The sequence below is a fragment of the Streptomyces sp. NPDC127092 genome (genome assembly GCF_042722475.1).
Lineage (GTDB): Bacteria > Actinomycetota > Actinomycetes > Streptomycetales > Streptomycetaceae > Streptomyces.
This window is the reverse complement of the sequence record NZ_JBHXFE010000019.1, coordinates 87,124-107,153: the sequence shown is the minus strand read 5'-3', so window position 1 is coordinate 107,153 and position 20,030 is coordinate 87,124. Positions and strand designations below refer to the sequence as shown.

Annotated in this window: 16 protein-coding genes; 9 read left to right on the top strand and 7 right to left on the bottom strand. The window is 74.2% G+C overall.

Annotated features, from left to right (window positions below; translation table 11 throughout):
• Positions 1–38: 38 nt before the first annotated feature.
• The gene (locus tag ACFWJO_RS17950; RefSeq protein ID WP_386866134.1) at positions 39–770 is read right to left on the bottom strand and encodes a sulfotransferase family protein; all 732 of its coding nucleotides are present in this window, start codon (positions 768–770) and stop codon (positions 39–41) included.
• A gap of 278 nt (positions 771–1,048) precedes the next feature.
• On the opposite strand from ACFWJO_RS17950, the gene ACFWJO_RS17945 reads away from it, so the two are divergent.
• The 5 genes from ACFWJO_RS17945 to ACFWJO_RS17925 are packed head-to-tail and all read left to right on the top strand — an operon-like array spanning position 1,049 to position 9,466.
• Entirely contained in the window at positions 1,049–1,927 is an 879-nt protein-coding gene (locus ACFWJO_RS17945; RefSeq protein WP_386866132.1) for a RimK family alpha-L-glutamate ligase, read from the top strand.
• Entirely contained in the window at positions 1,924–3,045 is a 1,122-nt protein-coding gene (locus tag ACFWJO_RS17940) for a M20/M25/M40 family metallo-hydrolase (RefSeq protein ID WP_386866130.1), read from the top strand. The genes ACFWJO_RS17945 and ACFWJO_RS17940 overlap by 4 nt, the downstream gene beginning before the upstream one ends.
• On the top strand, positions 3,042–7,148 hold the full coding sequence (locus ACFWJO_RS17935) for an amino acid adenylation domain-containing protein (RefSeq protein ID WP_386866128.1): 4,107 nt from the start codon (positions 3,042–3,044) through the stop codon (positions 7,146–7,148). Before ACFWJO_RS17940 ends, ACFWJO_RS17935 begins: the two co-directional genes overlap by 4 nt.
• Positions 7,149–7,158: 10 nt before the next feature.
• Positions 7,159–8,313: an acyl-CoA dehydrogenase family protein gene (locus ACFWJO_RS17930; RefSeq protein ID WP_386866126.1), complete on the top strand. Its 1,155-nt coding sequence runs from the start codon at positions 7,159–7,161 to the stop codon at positions 8,311–8,313.
• 1 nt (position 8,314) lies between these two features.
• Positions 8,315–9,466: an acyl-CoA dehydrogenase family protein gene (locus ACFWJO_RS17925; protein ID WP_386866124.1), complete on the top strand. Its 1,152-nt coding sequence runs from the start codon at positions 8,315–8,317 to the stop codon at positions 9,464–9,466.
• 91 nt (positions 9,467–9,557) lie between these two features.
• Here the strand turns inward: ACFWJO_RS17925 and ACFWJO_RS17920 are convergent, their stop codons facing one another.
• Complete coding sequence (locus ACFWJO_RS17920; protein WP_384411266.1) at positions 9,558–10,208, bottom strand: response regulator; 651 nt, start codon at positions 10,206–10,208, stop codon at positions 9,558–9,560.
• A 486-nt stretch (positions 10,209–10,694) separates the two neighbouring features.
• Between ACFWJO_RS17920 and ACFWJO_RS17915 the strand changes: the two genes are divergently transcribed.
• On the top strand, positions 10,695–11,738 hold the full coding sequence (locus ACFWJO_RS17915; RefSeq protein WP_386866122.1) for an inosamine-phosphate amidinotransferase 1: 1,044 nt from the start codon (positions 10,695–10,697) through the stop codon (positions 11,736–11,738).
• On the opposite strand, the gene ACFWJO_RS17910 is transcribed toward ACFWJO_RS17915, so the two are convergent.
• Positions 11,735–12,487: a class E sortase gene (locus ACFWJO_RS17910; protein WP_386866120.1), complete on the bottom strand. Its 753-nt coding sequence runs from the start codon at positions 12,485–12,487 to the stop codon at positions 11,735–11,737. The genes ACFWJO_RS17915 and ACFWJO_RS17910 overlap by 4 nt on opposite strands.
• A gap of 253 nt (positions 12,488–12,740) precedes the next feature.
• Between ACFWJO_RS17910 and ACFWJO_RS17905 the strand changes: the two genes are divergently transcribed.
• Positions 12,741–13,916, top strand: a complete 1,176-nt coding sequence (locus ACFWJO_RS17905; protein WP_386866201.1) for an aromatic acid exporter family protein — start codon at positions 12,741–12,743, stop codon at positions 13,914–13,916.
• Between the two features lie 63 nt (positions 13,917–13,979).
• Here ACFWJO_RS17905 and ACFWJO_RS17900 read toward each other — a convergent pair whose 3' ends face one another.
• Together ACFWJO_RS17900 and ACFWJO_RS17895 are read right to left on the bottom strand one after the other, a co-directional pair.
• Positions 13,980–14,846, bottom strand: coding sequence for a potassium channel family protein (locus ACFWJO_RS17900; RefSeq protein WP_386866118.1), 867 nt, complete (start codon positions 14,844–14,846; stop codon positions 13,980–13,982).
• Positions 14,843–16,228: a nicotinate phosphoribosyltransferase gene (locus tag ACFWJO_RS17895; RefSeq protein ID WP_386866116.1), complete on the bottom strand. Its 1,386-nt coding sequence runs from the start codon at positions 16,226–16,228 to the stop codon at positions 14,843–14,845. Before ACFWJO_RS17895 ends, ACFWJO_RS17900 begins: the two co-directional genes overlap by 4 nt.
• Positions 16,229–16,510: 282 nt before the next feature.
• On the opposite strand from ACFWJO_RS17895, the gene ACFWJO_RS17890 reads away from it, so the two are divergent.
• A complete protein-coding gene (locus tag ACFWJO_RS17890; protein ID WP_386866114.1) occupies positions 16,511–16,933 on the top strand; it encodes a ribonuclease domain-containing protein in 423 nt (140 codons plus the stop codon).
• A gap of 96 nt (positions 16,934–17,029) precedes the next feature.
• On the opposite strand, the gene ACFWJO_RS17885 is transcribed toward ACFWJO_RS17890, so the two are convergent.
• Positions 17,030–17,824 carry a DUF2470 domain-containing protein gene (locus ACFWJO_RS17885; protein WP_386866112.1) on the bottom strand — a complete coding sequence of 265 codons (795 nt, stop codon included), beginning with the start codon at positions 17,822–17,824 and terminating at the stop codon, positions 17,030–17,032.
• Positions 17,825–17,914: 90 nt separating this feature from the next.
• Positions 17,915–19,021, bottom strand: coding sequence for an MFS transporter (locus tag ACFWJO_RS17880; RefSeq protein WP_386866110.1), 1,107 nt, complete (start codon positions 19,019–19,021; stop codon positions 17,915–17,917).
• A 246-nt stretch (positions 19,022–19,267) separates the two neighbouring features.
• On the opposite strand from ACFWJO_RS17880, the gene ACFWJO_RS17875 reads away from it, so the two are divergent.
• Positions 19,268–20,020: an AraC family transcriptional regulator gene (locus ACFWJO_RS17875; protein ID WP_386866108.1), complete on the top strand. Its 753-nt coding sequence runs from the start codon at positions 19,268–19,270 to the stop codon at positions 20,018–20,020.
• Positions 20,021–20,030 lie beyond the last annotated feature (10 nt).

The window sequence follows — 20,030 nt, the reverse complement described above, 5'->3', positions numbered from 1 at the left end:
ACCGACGGGGAATTTCGCCGGCCATTCCGGCGGGGCGGTCACGGGCGAAGTGCGGCGGCGCGCAGCTCCTCGTAGAACGGCAGGTGGTAATCGCGGTAGGCCCGCAGCACCGGGTCCGCCTCGACCGTCTCGGCGCCGCGGCCGGAGCCGCGCGTGAAGCCGGCGGTCCGGCTGGTCGACTCGTGCCAGCGGCTGGTCGCCTCCCACTCCGAGCGCATGCCGGGCTGCCAGTTCAGCGCGTCCGGCAGGAAGGGGATGCCCACCGCGTCGCAGTACGCCCGCACGGTCTCGGCCGGCCGGTCGAGCAGGTCGTCCGAGTCGATCACGACCGGCGTGACGCCGGTGGCGGCCCGTACGGCCAGGAAGATCTCGTGCAGCCGGGCGAAACCGATCTCGTCACGGCCCAGGTCCGGGTTGAGCTTGTGGTGGGAGGCGATGGCCTCGGCCGGGTGACGGATGATGAAGGTGTGCGTCGCGGCCGCGAGGAAGGCCTCGTCGGCGAGCAGCGCCGGATAGGCGAAGTCGGTCGTGTCCTTGAAGAACACCGGCTGCCGGGCCGCGATGCCGCGCAGCTCCGCGAGCACGTCCTGCTCGCTGCGCGCGACCCGCTCGCCGACCTTCACCTCGCCGAAGTCGACCACCTGGGAGAACGGCTCGTGCACGACGACGCGGTCGCCCCGCTCCGCCATCATCCGCGCGAACGCGGTGGAGCGGGATCGGGGCGCGCTCCACAGCGCGAGCACCGGTATCCGCTCTGGTGTGTGGTCCACGATTTCCCCTTCGCTCTGGCCCGCCCGTCGTGAAACCGGACGGAAAGCGCGCGGTGAACTCCGCGGTCCCCGGCCGGAATCCCGTCAAGCGTGACACGGGTGGCGGCCGGCCCGGGTAAGCGAAATGAGCAGCCGGAGGAGAGCAAAGTAAACACAATGCGTCCCCGCCGTTGAACTTGTCGCGGACGCGCGCCGCGGCGACTCGCCCGTAACGTCCCTCCGACGCGGCAGACCGGTCGTGCCGTCCGGTCCACCAGTGGTCCTACTACGGAGGTCACGTGTCAGCGACAGCAGAGCACCCGGGCGACGGCGGCATCGCCGTACTCGCCAGCAGGGTCGGCGCGGACGAGAAACGGCTGTTCGACGCGTTCGACCGGCGCGGCGTCGCCTTCCACCACGTCGACACGCGCACACAGTGGTTCCCGGCCGGACAGCGCGACCTCCCCTGGAGCCTCGCCCTGAACCGGGAGATCGGCCAGGCCCGCGCGGCGTACGCGGCCCGCTGCCTCGCCGCGGCCGGGGCCGAGGTGGTCAACAGCGCGGAGGCGACCGAGGTCTGCGGCGACAAGTGGCGCACCACACTGGCCCTCCAGGCGGCCGGACTGCCGATCCCGCGCACCGCGCTCGGCCTCACCCCGCAGGCCGCGCTCACCGCCCTCGACTCCCTCGGCTACCCCGCGCTGATCAAACCGCTGGTCGGCTCCTGGGGCCGGCTGATCGTCCCCCTGAACGACCGGGCCGCCGCCGAAGGCGTGCTCGAATACGTCGGCGCGCTGCCGAGCCCGCAGTCGCACCTCGCGTACGTGCAGGAGCTCGTCGACAAGCCCGGCCGGGACATCAGGGCCGTCGTCGTCGGCGGCGAACTCCTCGGCGCCGTCTACCGGACCGGCGAGTCGACCCGCACCAACGTGGCGCTCGGCGGCCGGACCCTGCCGTGCGAGGCGACACCGGAGCTCACCAAGCTGGCGGTCGAGGCCGCCGCGGCCGTCGGCGCCGACATCGCCGGCGTCGACCTGATCGAGGACCGCGACGGCCGGCTGCTCGTCCTCGAGGTCAACCACCGCGTCGAGTTCTCCGGCTTCCAGTCCGCCCTCGGCGACCGGGTCGACGTCGCGGACCGCATCGTCGAACACCTACGGGAGCGAGCGCAACGATGAACTGGGCATTCACTTCGTCCGGCAACGTCACCGAGACGTGCGCCGTCGGGCTGCTGCGCGGGATGCTGGAGATCCCCTCCTCGTCCTACCAGGAGCGTGCGCTGGCCGACTACCTGGCCGAGGCCATGACCGACCTGGGCTTCCAGGCCCACATCGACACCGTGGGCAACCTCATCGGCGTGATCGAACGCGGCGACGGCCCGACCCTGATGCTGCTGGGCCACCTCGACACCGTCCCCGGCCAGATCCCGGTCCGCTCCGAGGACGGCCGGCTGTACGGCCGGGGCGCCGTCGACGCCAAGGGACCGCTCGCCGCGATGATCTGCGCCGCCGCCGGCGCCGCCGGCTTCCCCGGCCGGATCGTCGTCATCGGCGTCGTCGAGGAGGAGACCCCCAAGTCGCGCGGCGCGATGGCGATCCGCGCCACCCACGACCGGCCGGACGCCCTGATCGTCGGCGAACCCAGCGGCTGGTCGAGCGTGGTGATCGGCTACAAGGGCAAGCTCGACCTGCGCTACACCGTCACCTGTCCCGCCACCCACCCGAGCAACCCGGAGCCCAAGGCGTCGGAACTGGCCGTGGAATCCTGGAACGCGCTGGTCGACCTGCTCGGCCCGGACGCGGGCCACGACGCCTTCGCCAAGCCCGGCGCCACGCTCGTCCAGCTCAACGCCGACCTCACCTCGGCGACCGTCGACCTCAGCGTCCGCACCCCGCCGGGCTTCGACGTGGAAGGGCTCGTGACCGGACTGCGCGAGCGGCTGCCCGCCGGCCGGCTGGAAGTGCTGAACTCGGTGGAGGCCTGCCGGGCCGACCGCTCCAACCCGGCGGTCCGCGCGCTGGTCTCCGGCATCCGCCGGGTGCACGCCCAGCCCCGGCTCGTGGTGAAGACGGCCACCTCGGACATGAACACCCTCGCCGAGGTCTGGGACATCCCCATGGCGACCTACGGCCCGGGCGACAGCAGACTCGACCACGCCGACACCGAGCACATCGTGCTGTCCGACTTCCTGCGCGGCATCGACGTCCTGTCCACCGCCATCGCGGAACTGGCGGACCTGCCCGTCCGCCCCGACGCCCAGGCCACCGACGCGCTGCCCGAAGGGAGTCTGCGTTGACCGGAACGACCCAGCGCCTCGCCGCGCTGCCCGCGGAGCGCCGCGCACGGTTCCTCGCCCTGCTGAAGGCGACCGTGGAGGAAACCGCGGCGCAGGGCCCGACGCCCCGCGGGAACACCGGCCCCGCACCGCTGTCCGCCACGCAGGAGACCCTGGGGGAGCCCGGCCGCCCGGCGGCCGACGGCCCCGCCGACCGGCTGCCGCTGTGCCTGCGACTGCGCGGCGACCTGGACGCGGGCGCCCTGCGAACGGCGCTCGCCGCGGTCGTGGCCCGGCACGAGGCGCTGCGCACCGCGGTCGTCCCGCGCGAGGGCGGCCCCGTGCAGGTGGTCGCCCCCCAGGTCCGGGTCGACCTGACACCGGCCGAGGCGCCGGGCGACGACCACGAGCGGCGGCTCGCCGCCGCCCGGGCCCTGGTCGAGGAACGGATCGCGGAACCCTTCGACGTGGGCCGGGCGCCGCTGTGGCGCGCGCTGCTCGTCCGGGTCGCGCCCGACGACCACCTGTTCCTGTTCGTCGCGCACCGCGTGGTGTGCGACGAGCGGTCGCTCGCCCTCCTGGCCGGCGAACTGGCCGAGGTCTACCGCGCGTCGAAGGACGGCGACGCACCGCGGCTGCCCGCGCTCCCCGTGCAGTACCCGGACCACGCGGCGTGGCAGCGCGACCGCCTCGACGGCGCCGAGCTCGACCGCCTGGCCGGCTACTGGCGCGACAGGCTCGCGGGCGCCGAGGTCCTGGAGTTCCCCACCGACCGGCCGCGCGGCGACACGCCCGCGTACGCCGGCGACGCCCTCGGCTTCACGGTCGGACACGAGGCCCTGGAGCGGGCGAGGACCCTGGCCCGGGAGGAGGGGACGACGCCGTACGACGTCCTCCTCGCCGCGTTCTTCACCCTGCTGCACCGCTACTCCGGCCTGGAGGACCTGGTCATCGGCTCGCCCGACGCGAACCGGCGGCACGCCTCCGTGGCCTCGGTGATCGGACCCTTCGCCGACACGACGGTGCTGCGCGGGGACGTCTCCGGCGACCCGGCCTTCCGGGAACTGGTCCGACGGGTCGGCCGCGTGGTCTCCGAGGCGCACGAACACGGCGGACTGCCGTTCACCGAGCTGGTCCGCGCCGTCGACCCGGCCCACGACCCCTCGCGCTCACCGCTGTTCCAGATCGTGTTCGCGGCGCGGGAGGCGGACGCGCCGGCGGAACTGCCCGGCCTCACGACGACCCGCGAGGACGTCCCCACCGACACCTCCCGGCACGACATGAGCTGGACCCTGGTCGAGCCGGCGGCGCCCGGCACCGACGCCGTCCTGCACATCGCGTTCAACACCCACCTCTTCGACGGCGAGAGCATCGCCCGGTTCGCCCGGCACTACGACGGACTCCTGCACACCCTGACCGCCGACCCCGACGCGCCGCTGTCCGCGGCCGACGTGCTCAGCCCGGCCGACAGGGAGTTCCTCGACCGGGTCGGCAGCGGGCCGGTGCGCCCCGTGCGCGAGACCACCGTCGTCGAGCAGTTCGAGGCCCGCGTCCGGGAGGCCCCGGACCGCGTGGCGCTCGTCGTCGAGGACGTCCCCACGAGCTACGCCGAACTCAACGCCCGCGCGAACCGGCTCGCCGCCCTGCTGCGCGAGCGCGGCGCCGGGCCGGGCACGCGGATCGGCCTGTGCCTGCGCAGGAACGCGGACCTGACCACGGCCATGCTGGCCGTCCTCAAGACCGGCGCGGCCTACGTGCCGCTCGACCCGACGCACCCGCCCGCGCGCGTCGCGGAGATCGCCGCCGACTCCGGTCTGCACACCGTGGTCGCGCACGCCGCCGTCGCCGCCGCCGTCAGCGCGGTCACGGCGCCCGTCGTGACCCTGGACGAGGTCCGCGCCGACCTCGCGGCGATGCCCGACACCGACCCGCCGCTCGCGGCGCAGCCCGGCGACCTCGCGTACGTCATCTACACCTCCGGCAGCACCGGACGGCCGAAGGGCGTCCTGCTCGAACACCGCGGCGTGGTCAACTTCATCGACTCCGCGCGCGAACTGTTCGACCTGACACCGGCCGACCGCGTGCTCGGCTTCGCGTCGATCACCTTCGACGTCTCCGTGTTCGAGACCTTCTCCGCGCTGCTCACCGGTGCCCGGCTCTGCCTGGCGACCGACGACGAACGGCTCTCCATCGACCGGCTGCAGTCGCTGATGGAACGCGCCGGCATCACCGTCATCGACCTGCCGCCGACCGTGATGCCGCTGCTCGCCCCGGAGAGGTTCACCGACCTGCGGATCGCGTTCGTCGGCGGCGAGGCCTTCAGCGGCGAGCTGGTGAACCGGTGGAACCCGGGCAGGCGGCTGTTCAACGGCTACGGCCCGACCGAGTGCACCGTGACGATGATCGTCGAGGAGTGCCCCGGCACCTGGGACGCCTCGCCCCCGATCGGCCTGCCCATGACCAACCACGTCGCGCACGTCCTGGACCGCGACCTGCGCCAGGTGCCGGTCGGCGTGCCCGGCGAACTGGTCATCGGCGGCGCCGGACTGGCCCGCGGCTACCTCGACCGGGACGAGCTGACCGCGGAGAAGTTCGTCGCCGACCCCTTCGGCACCGCCCCGGGCGGCCGCCTCTACCGCACCGGAGACCTGGTGAAGCGGCTGCCGGACGGCCGCCTCGTCTTCCTCGGCCGGATCGACCAGCAGGTCAAGATCCGTGGCCTGCGGATCGAACTCGGCGAGGTCGAGTCGGCACTGGCCGGAGTGACCGGCGTCGGACAGGTCACCGTGCGGCCGTGGACCGACGACGCCGGCGACAAGCACCTCGTGGGCTACCTGACGGGCGTCGCCGAGGAGCAGCTGCCCTCGGTGCGCGAACAGCTCGGCACCGTCCTGCCCTCGTACATGATCCCGTCGTACTTCGTCGTCCTCGACGAACTCCCGCTCACCAGCAGCGGCAAAGTCGACTGGCGCAAACTGCCCGCGCCGGACCCGGAGTCGGCGGGCGACGGCGCGGGCGACGAGCCGCGCACCGCGACCGAACGGGTCCTGCTCCACGACGTGCTCGGCCCGCTGCTGCGCAACGCCCGCCTCGGCGTGCACGACGACTTCTTCCTCGCCGGCGGCAACAGCCTCCAGGCCGCCCAGCTGATGTCGGCGATCAACCGCCGGTTCGGGGTGGAGATCGCGCTCGGCGACTTCTTCGCCTCGCCCACCGTCGCCCACCTGGCCGCCACCGTCGACGCCGGCCGCGCCGCGCGGCGCGGCGCGGACGACGATCCGCTCGGCCACCTGGAGCACCCGTCCGACGAACCGGACCGGCACGCCGCGGGGGCCGCGGCCGGCGACCGGGCTCCGGTGCTGATGCGCCCGCCCGGCCCCGCGCAGGTCGTCCTGCTGCACCCGTCCGGCGGCGAACTGTTCTGCTACGTACCGCTGGTCAGGGCGCTGCGCGAGGGCATCGGCGTGGCCGGCTTCGCCGCCGACCCACGGGACGCCGCCCTGCCACCCGAGGACGGTGTGACGGCGACCGCCGCCCGGATCGCGCGGGCGCTCGTCGCCGCCGGACCGCCGGAGGCGTACTGCCTGGCCGGCTGGTCCTACGGCGGCGTGCTCGCCTTCGAGGTCGCCCGGCAGCTGGAACGCGACACCAGGGCACGCCCGCCGGTCGTCCTCCTCGACGCCTCCTACGACGAGGACCTCGTGCCGCTCGACGAACGGACGGTACGGCAGCGGTTCGTGCACGACGTCGCCCGGCTGGCCGGCCAGGACGGCCCGGCGGTACGCGCGGTCCTCGACGACCCGGCGGCCGGCGAGGCCGGCATCCGGCGGACGCTGACCGCGCTCGGCGTCGAACTCGAGCTCGGGGACGAGGAACTGGCCGCCCGTTACGCGACCTTCCGCGCCTGCGCCCTCGCACAGCAGGCGTACCGCCCCCCGAGCCCGTACGGCGGACCCGTCACGCTGCTCACCGCCTCCAACCACGCGGCCGTCGCGGCGGAATGGCGCACCGCGTGCACGGGCCCCTTCCGGTCCGGCGAACTGCCCGGCGACCACTACACGCTGTTCACGGAACCGGCGCTGAGCCGGATCGCCGCCGCGATCGAATGCACACTCGCCACCTGAGGAGACGCCCATGCGGTTCGGATTCACCGAGGAACAACAACGGTTCCGGGCGGACGTGCGCAGGGCCCTGCGCTCCGCCGAGGTGCGCGCCGCGGTCGCGGACGCCACCCCCGCGGACGGCGTCGAGCCGGACCAGCGGCCGCTGTACCGCCTGCTCGGCAAGCTCGGCCTGCTCGCCGTGCACTGGCCCGCCGAGTACGGCGGATCGGGCCGGCCGTTCACCGACGCCGCCATCGTCGCCGAGGAACTGGTGCGCGCGGACGTGCCGGACACCCTCCACGTCAACACCATCCAGATCATCGGCCAGTTCCTCCTCATGGCCGGCAGCACCGAGCAGAAGCGACGGCACCTGCCCGCCCTGGCGAGCGGCGAGCGCTTCGGCTCGGTGCTGTACACCGAACCCGACGCCGGCTCGGACCTCGGCGCCCTGAGGACGGTCGCCGAGCCCGACGGCGACGGCTACCGGATCACCGGCACCAAGGTCTTCAGCCTCAAGACCCGCTTCGTCGACCTGGGCCTGTGCGCCGCCCGTACGACACCGGGAGCCGGCAAGTACCAGGGCATCAGCCTGTTCCTGGTCGACATGAACGCCCCCGGCGTCACCGTGACCGTCATCCCCAGCGTCAACGACGAGCAGTTCCACCACGTCGAGCTCGACGGCGTCGCCGTGTCCGGCGACGACCTCATCGGCGCACGCGACCAGGGATGGCCCCTGCTCAACCAGGCCCTGGCCATCGAACGCACCGGCCTCGACTACCACCTCAAGGCGGAACACTGGCTGGACGCCGCCCTCGAGGCGCTGGTCGACCAGGCGCCCGACGCGCCGCACGACGCCCACCTCGAACGGATCGGCCGCTGGGACGGCGCGCTCCTCGCGGACCACGCCCTCGCCTGGGAGGTGATCACCGGACTCGCGCACGACCGCGTCGACGAGGTCGCGGCCGCCGTCGCCAAGTACCACAGCAGCGAACTCGCCCAGGACATCGCCGCGTGGGCCGCCGACATCCCGAGCCCCCGGCAGCGGGCCGACCGCACCAGAGCCGCCGTGATCCTCGACTCCGCCGGCCGGGAGGCGCCCGGCCTCACCCTGTCGGCGGGGACCTCCGAGGTAATGCTGCAGATCATGGCCGCCGCGTTCGACTCCATCGGACAGGAGAAGCGCTGACATGGACCTCACCCCCGATCCGCTGCTCGTCCAGCTGCGCAAGGCCGTGCGCGGCTCGCTCGCCGCCCTCCCCGTACGGCCGGAGGTGCACGGCGCGCCGGTGGCCGACGGAGCCTCCGGCCCCGCGCGGACCGTGCTCGACCGCCTGGGCGCGGACGGCTTCGAACGGCCCGCCGCGGCCGGCGGCCTCGACCTCGGTCTGACGGCCGGCGTGCTCGTCAGCGAGGAACTCGGCCGCGCGGCACGCGGCAACCCGTACCGGGCCGACGCGCTCGCCGCCGACGTGGGCGGCCCGCCGGGCGCGGCCCTGGCCGGCCTGGAAGCGCTGCCGGCCGGCACCGGGATCACCGCCCGACCGCGCGACGGCGGCTGGGAGCTGACCGGCACCGTCACCGTCGACGACCCGGAAGCCGGGCGGCCGCTCCTCGTGGCCACCAGGACGGACGCCGGTCCGGTGCTCGTCGCGGTGCCGGCCGGTGCACCCGGCGTCCGCGTCGACGGCGGGTGCTGGCCGCCGGCCGTCCGCTTCGAGGCCACGCCGGTCACCGCGGCCGACGTCGTCGGCTCGCTGGACGACGCCCCGGCCGGCCCGCTCGCGCGGGCCCGGCTCCGGCAGGCCGCCTATCTGCTCGGCATCGCCGACGGCGCGCACGAGATCGCGGTGCGCTACGCCGGTACCCGGCGGCAGTTCGACACCAGACTGCGCGATCTGCCGGCGGTGGCCTTCCCGCTGGCGCGTGCCATGGTGGCCCTGCGCGCGACGAGGGCGGCGGTGTACCGGGGCGCCTGGCTGGTCGACGCCGCGCACGACCGGACGGCCACCGGCGAGGTCGCGGACGCCGCAGGCGGCACCGAGGGCCTCGGCAGCGTGGACGCCGCCGCCGGCACGGCGCCCGTCGTGGCGCTCGCGACGGCCGCCGAGACCGCGCGCGACGTCGTACGGCTGTGCATGCAGAGCTGCGGCGTACGGGCGATGACGACGGAGCTCGGTCTGCACCGGTACTTCCGGCTGGCCGCCGCCGAGTCGAGCCGGTACGGCGAGCCCGCCGCGCTGTGGCGGCTGGCCGGCGCCGCCCGCCTCGACCGGGCCCGGCGCGCCGTCGGGGAGAACGGCGCGGGGCGCTCGGTCGTGGCGGCGGGCCGGCCGGGGTGAGATCCACCCCGCCGAAGTCTGGCCGCGCCCCTGGCCTTCCGCCGGCCGGTACGCGTCCGATGAGCCAGGCGCTGATCCCGCCGGACAGGCCCTAGATCAGCCCGGACTGGTAGGCCAGAGACACGAGCTGGGCGCGGTCGCGGACGCCGAGCTTGGTGCGCACCCGGTAGAGGTGGGTGCGCACGGTGGCCACGCCGATGGTGAGCTCGCGGGCCACCTCCTCGGTCGACATGCCCCGTGCCACCATCTGGGTCACCTCCCGCTCCCTCGGCGTCAGTTCGGTGACCTCCGGGTACGGCGCCGACTCCGGCGTGTCGGGCTGCTCGCGGAACCACGTGACCAGGCGGTGCGCGATGTCCGGTGCGAGCATGGTCCGGCCGGCCGCCGCCGCCCGGATCGCCGTGACCAGTTCCTGCGGGCTGGCGTCCTTGCCGAGCAGGCAGCTCGCGCCGGCGTGCAGTACGTCGCTGACCGTCTTGTCGGTGTCGGACCGGGTGAACACGACGATGTTCGGCCGCGTCTCCTCCTTGCCGAGCCTGCGGATCATCTCCAGTCCGTCGATGGTCCGCAGGCTGAGATCGGTGACTATCACGTCCGGGCGTTTGGTGCGCACCAGGACGATGGCCTCCATGCCGTTGTCGGTCGTGCCGATCACGTCGATGTCGGGCACGGCGTCGAGCAGGGTCCGTAAGCCGTCCCCGATGACCGGCAGTTCGTCGCAGATGAGTACACGAATGGTCACTGTTTCCGCCTTTATGGGGGTGTAGGTGGAAGTCCGTTTGCTGCCGCGGGCCTGGGTCTCAGGCGGTTCGGCAGCCTTGTCGTGCACCTCGCCGCCTCCGGTGCGGACCGCGAGGCTGGTTCCTCTCCAGCCTGCGCGGGCAGCCGCTTCAGTGTCCACACTGCGGACGAGGCGACACGAGAAGTTGATCGCGAACGCGCCAATGCTGAGTCGGGAAGGACGGCTCTGTTCCTGCGACGAATCGTGCCCATGGAGCCATGGGCAACTGCGGTTCCGTGGAGCTGTGGAGCGGGCCCATGAGGTTCTAAACCACGCCTTGATCGAGTGTCAAGCAGTCTCCTCCGGTCGTGTCCCGCGGGCCGCGGAGGCGGCAACTGCCCTGCACAGGACCACACTTGACCAATATGACCATGGCATGTTGACCGCTTCGACCGCAGCGTGTTTGAGTCGGCTGGCCCTGGCCTCCGCAGAGAGGAAAGACCCCCGATGAGCCTCGTCGACGTGCACACCGAATGGGATCCGCTCGAAGAGATCGTGGTGGGGACCATGGCAGGCGCACGGGTGCCGGTCCCGGACAGAAGCCTGGTCGCCGTGGAGTATCCGGGGAAGGCGGACGACCCTCAGCGGATTCCCTCCGGCCCCTACCCGGGCCATGTCGTCGAGCAGACCGAGGCCGAGCTCGAGGAACTGGTGGACATCCTCACCGGCCTCGGGGTGAAGGTGCGCCGGCCCGGCGGCCGGGACCACAAGTCCATGGTCTCCACGCCCGACTGGAGCACCGACGGCTTCTACGACTACTGCCCCCGGGACGGCTTCCTCACGGTCGGCACCTCGCTCATCGAGTCACCGATGGTGCTGCGGTCCCGCTTCCTCGAGGGCTTCGCCTACAAGGACCTCTTCGTCGAGTACCTGGAGAGCGGTGCCCGCTGGCTCTCGGCGCCCAAGCCCCGGCTGACCGACGACCTGTACGAGCCGGCCGCGCCGCCCGGCGAGCGGCTGCGGGACCTGGAGCCGGTCTTCGACGCGGCCAACGTGCTGAGGTTCGGCACCGACCTGCTCTACCAGGTCTCGGACAGCGGCAACAGGATGGGCGCGCGCTGGCTGCAGGCGGCGCTCGGCGACCGCTACACGGTGCACGCCTGCGAAGGCCTGTACACGTCCACCCACATCGACTCGACGATCGTGCCGCTGCGCCCCGGCCTGGTCCTGGTGAACCCGGCGCGGGTCAACGACGCCAACATGCCGGACTTCCTGCGGGGCTGGGACCGGATCGTCTGCCCGGAGCTCGTGGACACCGGCTTCGTCGGCGAGCACCCGAAGTCGTCCGTGTGGATCGGGATGAACTTCCTGGTGGTCGCGCCCGGGAAGGCGATCGTGGACAAGCGCCAGACGGGTCTGATCCGGGAGCTCGAACGCCACGGCGTGGAGGTGATCCCGGCGCAGCTGACCCACTCCAGGACCCTCGGCGGCGGCTTCCACTGCGTGACGCTCGACGTGCGCCGCAGGGGCGAACTCGCGACCTACCGCTAGCGGACGGCGACCAGGACGCCGATCTTGTCGATCCGGTGCTCCGGGTTGCCCTGGGCGTCGCGCCACGTGTTGCCCGCGGCGTCGTCCTCCGGGGTCGCGCAGGTGGACAGCGTGATCATCGCCCGGGCGGGGCGCTCGCCCGGAGAGCCCGGCACGGCGGCGCGCTGCTCGGCCAGCGAGCGGGCGGAGCGGAAGGAGGTCCAGCGGGTGCCGGTGATCCGGTACTCGTAGACCCGGCCCTCGGCCGTCACGAACACGCGGTCGCCCACGGCCACGTCCGGCAGCTCGCGCAGCGGCCCGCCGGCGGACAGGCGGTGCGCCGTCACCAGGTAGTTCCCGACGTCCCCCGGACCCACGCCGCCCCGCTTCCCGTACGGGCTGGCCGCGATGCCACGGTCCTGTATGCGGGTGCCGGGGCGGTCGTCGGTCGTTCCCTCGTACGGGACGACGCGCAGGTCGTCCACCCCGATCGACGGGATGTCCAGCTCGGCCACCGGCGGCCGGACGGCGGACTCCGAGGGTGCCGGGCGGTCCGCCGGGGACGGGGGAGCGGAAGGGGCCGGAGGCCCCGCGGGAGCCGGCGGCGGCGCGGGCGCCACGGAAGCGGGCGGCGGCGCCGGCGCCGTGGACGGCGCGAGGGACGGGCCCGCGAGGTCCGCCGGCGTGCAGCCCGTCAGCAAGCCGAGAACCGTCGCCGCGACGGCCGCGGCGACGGCGACGCCCTTGTGGGCCCGACCGGATCGGGACATGGGCCAGTACCACCACCCGAGGCTCTTCCGGACAACCGACACTTCCACGCTACGGCGATCGCCCCCGGAGGTCAGCCCCGGGGCCGGTCCGGAGCCGCGCGCACGGCGTGCCGGGCGTGCCCGGACGCGGCTCGGGTGGCACGGTCGAGCGGAACGGCAGGTTCGGGCGTGGTGCCGGTGACCGGGAGCGAGGCGGGAAGACGTGACGCGACGCAACAGGTGGGGTGCCCGGCGCGATGCGGCCGGCAGGTGGCTGGAGCGGCTGCGGCGCGACCCCTTCACGGTGCAGACCGTGCGGTCCACGGCGGCGGCGACACTGTCGTACGTCGTCGCGCTCCAGCTCAGCAGCGAGCCGGCGCCGCTCACCGCGCCGCTGACGGCGCTGCTCGTCGTCCAGGTGACGCTGTACTCCACGCTCACCACGAGCCTGCGCCGGGTGAACTCCGTCGTCGTCGGCGTGCTCATCGCCATCGCCTTCAGCGTGCTCGTCGGACTCTCCTGGTGGAGCCTCGCCCTGATCATCCTGGCGTCCCTCCTCGTGGGGCGGCTCGTGCGGGTCGAGGAGTTCATCCCGGAGGTCGCCATCAGCGCGATGCTGGTCCTCGGCGTCACCCAGGTCGCCGACACCGCCTGGGACCGCGTCCTGGAGACGCTGATCGGCGCCGTCGTGGGCATGCTGTTCAACCTGGTGCTCGCCCCGCCCGTGTGGGTGGACACCGCGGGCGACTCGATCGAGGACCTGGCCAGACGGATGCGCAGGCTCCTTCTGGAGGTGGCCGAGGAGTTCGGCGGGGCGCCGCCGGTCGAGCGGGCCGCGGCCCGGCTGCACGAGGCGCGGCGGCTCGACAACGACGTGGCCGAGGTGGACGCCGCGCTGCGCACCGCCGAGGACAGCCTGCGGTTCAACCCGCGCGTCAAGGAAGGACTGCTGCACCGCATCGTGCTGCGCACCGGGCTCGACACGCTGGAGATCTGCGCCGTGGTGCTGCGGGTCCTCGCCCGTACCTTCACCGACCTGGCCAAGGAGCGGGCCGGCCGGGAGCTGCTGCCCGGCCCGACCGCCCTCGCGCTGCGGGAGGCGGCACAGCACACCGCCGACGCCTTCGTCAGCTACGCCGTTCTCGTCACCGCGTCCGGCAGCGAGGCCGCCGAGTCGGCCGAGGCCCGGCTCGCGGGCGAGCTCCGCGCCGCCCGCACCTGCCGCGACCGCGCCGCCGGCCTGCTCCTCGCCGTCGCGCTGCGCGAACCGGACCGGTGGCAGCTGTACGGGGCCATGCTCGCCGAGCTCGACCGCGTCCTCGACGAGCTCGACCCCCAGCACCGCGGTCTGCGCCTGATGGAGGAACTCGACCGGCACACCCGCGAGCGCCGCGAGCGGCGCCGCCGGCTCACCTCCCGGTACCGCCTCGGACGGGCCGGGCGCGCCTGACGCGCCGGGACGCTCCCCGGGCCCGCGCGGCAGGACGCGGCGCTCTCCGCGACCGCACCCCGCTCAGGAGCGCCCGTGGTCCCGCGCGTACGCCGCGAAGACCTGCTCGGGACCGGCTCCCGTCCGCGTGAAGCGTTCGTCGAGCACCTCGGCCAGGTCCTGGAGTGCCGTGCGGAGCACCGAGGCGGAGAGCCGGACGTCCGGGTGGCGGGCGCGGGCCGCCCGGTCCGTGAGGTCGAGGGCGTGGTCGAGCTGGGCGGGCAGGGAGGTGTTCCGGTCGATGTCGTAGAAGTAGTACGACTCGGGGTACTGCAGGAAGTCCACCGTCACCGTCGACAGCGCCGTGGCGAGACCGTCGAGGACGGCGGCGCCGCCGGCCGAGTCCAGGGCGTCCTCGTCCACGTCCGCGCGACGCAGGTGCGAAAGCCGCAGGGCGAGGGCCCTGCGGCGGGCGAGGGCGGGGTAGATGCCGAGGATCCAGGCGACGGTCGCGGACAGCAGGGCGAAGCCCACCAGGGCCTCGACGGGGGCGAGCACCCGCAGCCAGCCGGAGGTCGGGGCGATGTCGCCGAGGCCCAGCGTCGCCAGGGTGACCAGCGAGACGTACAGCGCGTCCACCGGTCCCGCGTGGTCGCCGGGCGCGAGCCCCGTGGCGTACGAGAAGTCCTCCGGCATCCGGGGCCAGTAGAGGAGCGCCCAGCCGACGGCGACCGTGAGCGCCCAGGCGACGACGACCGCCATCATGCCCGTCGGCCCGGCGAGTCCCGCCGGGCGCCGCCGCTCGCCGTGGTGGGCCGACAGCCGCCACACGCCGCGCATGACCAGCCGGCTCAGCCCGCCGTGGCGCGTCGGATGCCACAGCGTGTGGAAGACGTCACGCAGGATGAAGAGGATCAGGACTGCTGCCAGGAGCGTGAGCGGCCAGGTCATCCCGGCACCGCCCGCACGCCGCCCGCCCCGCCGTCCGTGCCGCCGTCCCTGCGCCCGGCGCCGGTCCGCACCTCGATCCGGTGGCGGACCACGGTCGTCAGGACCGTCAGCCGCGTCGACACCGACGGCACGGGCGCCACGGGGTCCGTCACCCGCCGGGCCTCCTCGGGCAGCGCGGCGGCGTCGGCCTCGAACCGGGCGCGGGCGGCCGCCAGGGTGTCCGGCGGGTCCGTGCGCAGCCCGCCGCGCATCACGGTCCTCAGCAGCGGTTCCGTGCCCTCGGGCGGCTCCTCGTTGGCGAGGCCGATGACGTCGCGCAGACCGGGGCCGCGGAAGACCTGCTTGGGACCCGGCGCCGTCACCTTCGCCGAGGACAGCTTCATGACCGGCCGGCCGTCGTACTCCACCAGCTTGTAGGCCGCGTCCAGGTACGGGGCGTCCGCGGCCGTGCCGACCTTCGTCCCGACGGCGTACGCGTCGATCGGCGCCCCTTCCCGCACGAGCCGGTCGACGGCGTACTCGTCCAGGCCACCGCTCGCGATGATCCGGACCTCCGCGAGCCCCGCCGCGTCGAGGGCGGCGCGGGCCCGCCGGGCGAGCGCGCCCAGGTCGCCGCTGTCGAGGCGGATCCCGCAGCCGGGCCCGAGCCCGAGGTCCGCGAGGACGCGCGCCGCCGTCGCCACGCCCCGGTCGGTGTCGTACGTGTCCACGAGGAAGGTGACCGGGCCCGGGTGGGTCCGGGCGAAGGCCCGGAACGCGGCCTCCTCGGAGGCGAAGGCCTCGACGTACGAGTGGGCCATGGTGCCGGCGGCCGGGAGGCCGTAGCGACGAGCGGCGGCGACGTTGCTGGTGCCGGCGAAGCCGACGAGCGCGCCGAGGCGCGCGGTCTGCGTACCGGCCTCGGGGCCGTGCGCCCGGCGCAGCGAGAAGTCGACGACCGGCCGCCCGGCACTCGCCAGGACGCACCGGGCGGCCTTGGAGGCCACCGCGGTCTGGTGACAGACCAGCGACAGCAGATACGTCTCGACGAGCTGGGCCTGCGGCAGCGGCGCGGTGACCTCCAGGAGCGGTTCGCCCGCGAACACCAGCCGTCCCTCGGGCACGGCGCGGACCTGTCCGTCGAAGGAGAGCCCGTGCAGCGGTTCGAGGTCCTCGACGGGCCGCCGCAGCGCGTCGGCGAACTCCTGCAGGTCGGCGCGGCCCATCCGGAACCGGGAGAGGAGGTCGAGGGCCGGTTCGAGGCCGGCGGCGACGAGGAAGCCGCGGCCGGGCGGCAGCTCGCGCACGAAGAGACTGAACGTGGCCGGTGCCCGCATGTCCTCGCGCAGGTACGAGAGCGCCATCGTGACCTCGTACAGGTCGGTGGTCGTGACCTCGGACATGCTTCGAGCATGCGCGGACCCGCGCCGCCCCGCACGGGGACGGCGCGCGCGACGGCGTGCCGGGGCACCCGTTCGCCCCCGCCCTCCGTGCGGTCGGCGGGCATCGCGGCGTCCGTGGTCCTCGGCACGGCGGGCGCGGGCAGGTCGCGGGCGGGTCGCGGGCGGCGCGATGCGCAGGGGATGCGCAGGTCTCGGGAACCGCCGTGGACGTGCGGTGAACGTCCGTGGAACTGAAGGGAGTTGGGCTTCCCGGCAGCGGTCTACGCGCGTCAGCATCGCCGTATGAGAATCCCCCCACGTCTCACCGTCGCCGCCGCACTCGTCTCCTCCCTCCTGCTCGGCGCCCCCGCGGCCGCGACCGCCGCTCCCGCCGCGCCCCCGGCCTTCGCGCCCGTCGCCGGCACCTCGACGACCGCGTCCGTCGGCCGCATCTGCTCCTCCGACCTGCCGGCCCAGGCGCACGACACGCTGCGGCTGATCGACGCGGGAGGTCCTTTCCCGTACCGGCAGGACGGCTCGGTGTTCCAGAACCGGGAGGGTGTCCTCCCGTCGCACGCGGCCGGCTACTACCACGAGTACACGGTCAGGACGCCGGGCAGCACCACCCGTGGTGCCCGCCGGATCGTGACCGGGCAGGAGTACCGGGAGGACTACTACACGGCCGACCACTACGCCACGTTCGACCTGATCGACCACGACTGCTGACGAGGGCTCGGCGCTCCGCCGCGGCCGGCGCGACGCGCGCCGGCCGCGGCGCCGTTCGTCGCCGTCGCGGACCGGTCCGAGCCACTCCGGGGCCGGTCAGGCCGGCAGGTGGGTGTGCGAGGAGCGGCGGGCCGCGGCAAGCAGGGCGTGGATCTGGAGCCCGGCCTGGTCGACCTCGGTGAGCGGCGTGGGGAACGGAAGCCGCACGTCGCGCTGCGTGGCGGCGTACTCGAGCCGCAGGGTGAGGCCGTAGCGGTCGATGGCCAGCGGCAGGGCGCGCACGAGGCCCCGCCGGGCGGCCGGTGCCACGAGCCGGAGCAGCAGGGTGACGAGCTCGGGGTGGCCGGCGACGAGATGGTGGAGCATGGCGGCCTCGCAGTCGGCCAGCGGGTCCGGCTCCGCGGCCTGGAGCTGCTCCAGCGTCACGTACGTCCGCCCGTGGGCGTCCTGCAGCACCGCCTGGCCGAACTCCATGCAGGTGCTCTCGCCGGAATCCGCGTCGTACGGCGCCGCCACGAGACCCGAGAGCGTCACGCGGGCCCGCACCCGGTCGCGTACGGGGACGGGCGAGACGTCCGTGAGCTCCAGGCGGATGGGGATGCGCGCCGCGCCGCAGGGAACGGTGGTGCCGCTGTCCGCGCCGGTGCCGGTGCGGTCGCCTTGGGTGCGGTCGCCTTCGGTGCGGCCGGAGGGGCCGAGGAACGCGAAGGACTCGAAGGACTCGGCCGGTTCGTGGAGGTGGACGCGGCCCATCGGGCCCGTTCCGTCGAGGCTGTGGACCTCCTCGTACCGGCCGTCGGTCACCACGGTCATGGAGTGCGCGGAGGCGATGACCGACCGCAGACGCTCGGCAGGGGTCGGCTGGGTGGAGCGGGCGGTGTGGGGATGCATGCGTGTTCTCCCGGCGGATGCCGTAGACGCTCGACGTCTACTTAGGTATGCCTAACCTAACCTATCCGTCGCCGGGTGTCAGCAGCGCCGTCAGCTCCACGACGGGGCCGCGGGTTCCGGGAGGCGCCGGGTGAGGAGCCAGCCGATCGCCGGGAACACGATCAGCGGCAGGAGGGCCGTCCGCAGGGACGTGGCGTCGGCGACGGCACCGACCAGCGGCGTCGCCACCCCGCCGACGCTCACCGCCAGGCCGAGCGTGACCCCGCTCGCGGTGCCGACGCGCGACGAAAGATAGTCCTGTCCCAGCGTCACCTGGAGCGAGAACGGCACGTACAGACCGGCCGACGCCAGCGCCACGCACCCGAACAGCGCCGGACCCGGCACCAGGACCACGCCCGCGACGGCGAGCACCGTCGCGGCGTACGACCGGCGCACCACGCGCACCCGGTCCCAGCGCGCCGCCAGCCGGCCGCCGAGCACGGTGCCGACCGCGCCGCCCAGGTACAGCACGAAGAGCGCCGCGGCGCCCGCGGTCGTGCCGCCGCCGGTCCGGTCCGCGACATGGAGCGGGACGAAGGCCGCCAGGACGACGAAGACCACCGAACGGCAGACGACGGCCAGGCTCAGCCGCACGAACGAACGCCGGTCGTCCGGCGCCGCCGGACCCCCGGCGCCCGGCCCGCCCGCCCCGTCGGCCGCCGGACGGCGGCGGCGCAGCGCGAACAGCGCCAGCGCCGTGCCGGCCATCGCGGGGACGGCCAGGACCGGGGTCGCGCGCAGCCCGCCCGCCGCGACCACCGGCGTGACGAGCAGCGGGGCGAGCGCGAACCCGAGGTTGCCGCCGAGCGAGAACCAGCCCATCGCGGTGTGGCTGCCCCGGGCGGCGGCCCGCGCCACCCGCGCCGACTCCGGGTGGTAGGCGGCGACTCCCAGCCCCGCGACCGCCACGCACAGCAGCGTCAGCGGATAGGAGGCGCTCACGCCGCTGAGCGCGATCCCCGTCCCGGCCGCGGCCGTGCTCAACGGCAGCAGCCACGGCATGCGGTGACGGTCGCTCAGTGCCCCGAAGGCAGGCTGCACCAGCGAGGAGAGCAGCGAGGCGGCCAGGACCACGCCGGCGGCCGCGGCGTACGAGTAGTGCCGCTCGGCCACGAAGAACGGCACCAGCGCCGACACGGCTCCCTGGTACACGTCCACGCACGCGTGCCCGACCGAGAGCAGGGCGACCGGCCCGCTGCCACGGGCCCGGCCGTCGCTCCGGCCGCCGCCCCGGTCATGGCTCCGATCATGGCTCCGGGCACGGTCCCGGGCATGGCTGCGGCCGCGGCTGCGGAACGGCCCGGACGGGCGGCGTGCGGGAGGGGGAGGCGGTGCTGTCGGTGTGGGCATGAGCCGATCGTCGTCGCGGCCCCCGCCCGTCGGCTTCCGATAAAGTGCCGACTCATGCCGGAAATCCGCCACACGCCGAAGGCCGTCACCTGGATCCGGCCACTGGCCGCGGGGCAGGCCGTCGAAGCCCACCGGCACGACGAGCACCAGATCGTCTACGCCGGTCGCGGCGTGCTCGCCGTCACCACCGACTCCGGCACCTGGATCGCCCCCGGGAACCGCGCCCTGTGGGTGCCGGCCAGCACCACCCACGCGCACCGCGCCCACGGCGACCTCGACCTCCACACCGTCGGCCTGCCCGCCACCGTCAACCCGCTCGGGCTCGCGGCCCCCACCGCCCTGACCGTGTCGCCCCTGCTGCGCGAGCTGATCCTCGCCTACACCCGCGACCACGTGGCGGAGGCGCCCGAGCGGCCCGAACGCCGGCGCATGCGCGCCGTCCTCCTCGACCAGCTCCGCGCGTCACCCCAACGGCCCATGCACCTGCCCACTCCCGCCGACCCGAGGCTCGCGGCGGTCTGCGCCCTGCTGCACGACGACCCGGCCGACGGCCGCACCCTGTCCGCACTCGGCGCGCGGGCGGGCGCGTCCGAGCGCACCCTCAGCCGGCTCTTCCGGACCGAACTCGGCATGACCTTCCCGCAGTGGCGCACCCAACTCCGGCTCTACCACGCCCTGGTGATGCTCAGTGAGGGCCACTCCGTGACCGCCGTGGCGCACCGCTGCGGCTGGTCCTCGACCAGCGCCTTCATCGACGTCTTCCGGCGGTTCTTCGGACACACGCCGGGCGCCCGTCCACGCGACTGAGCCGCCGAAA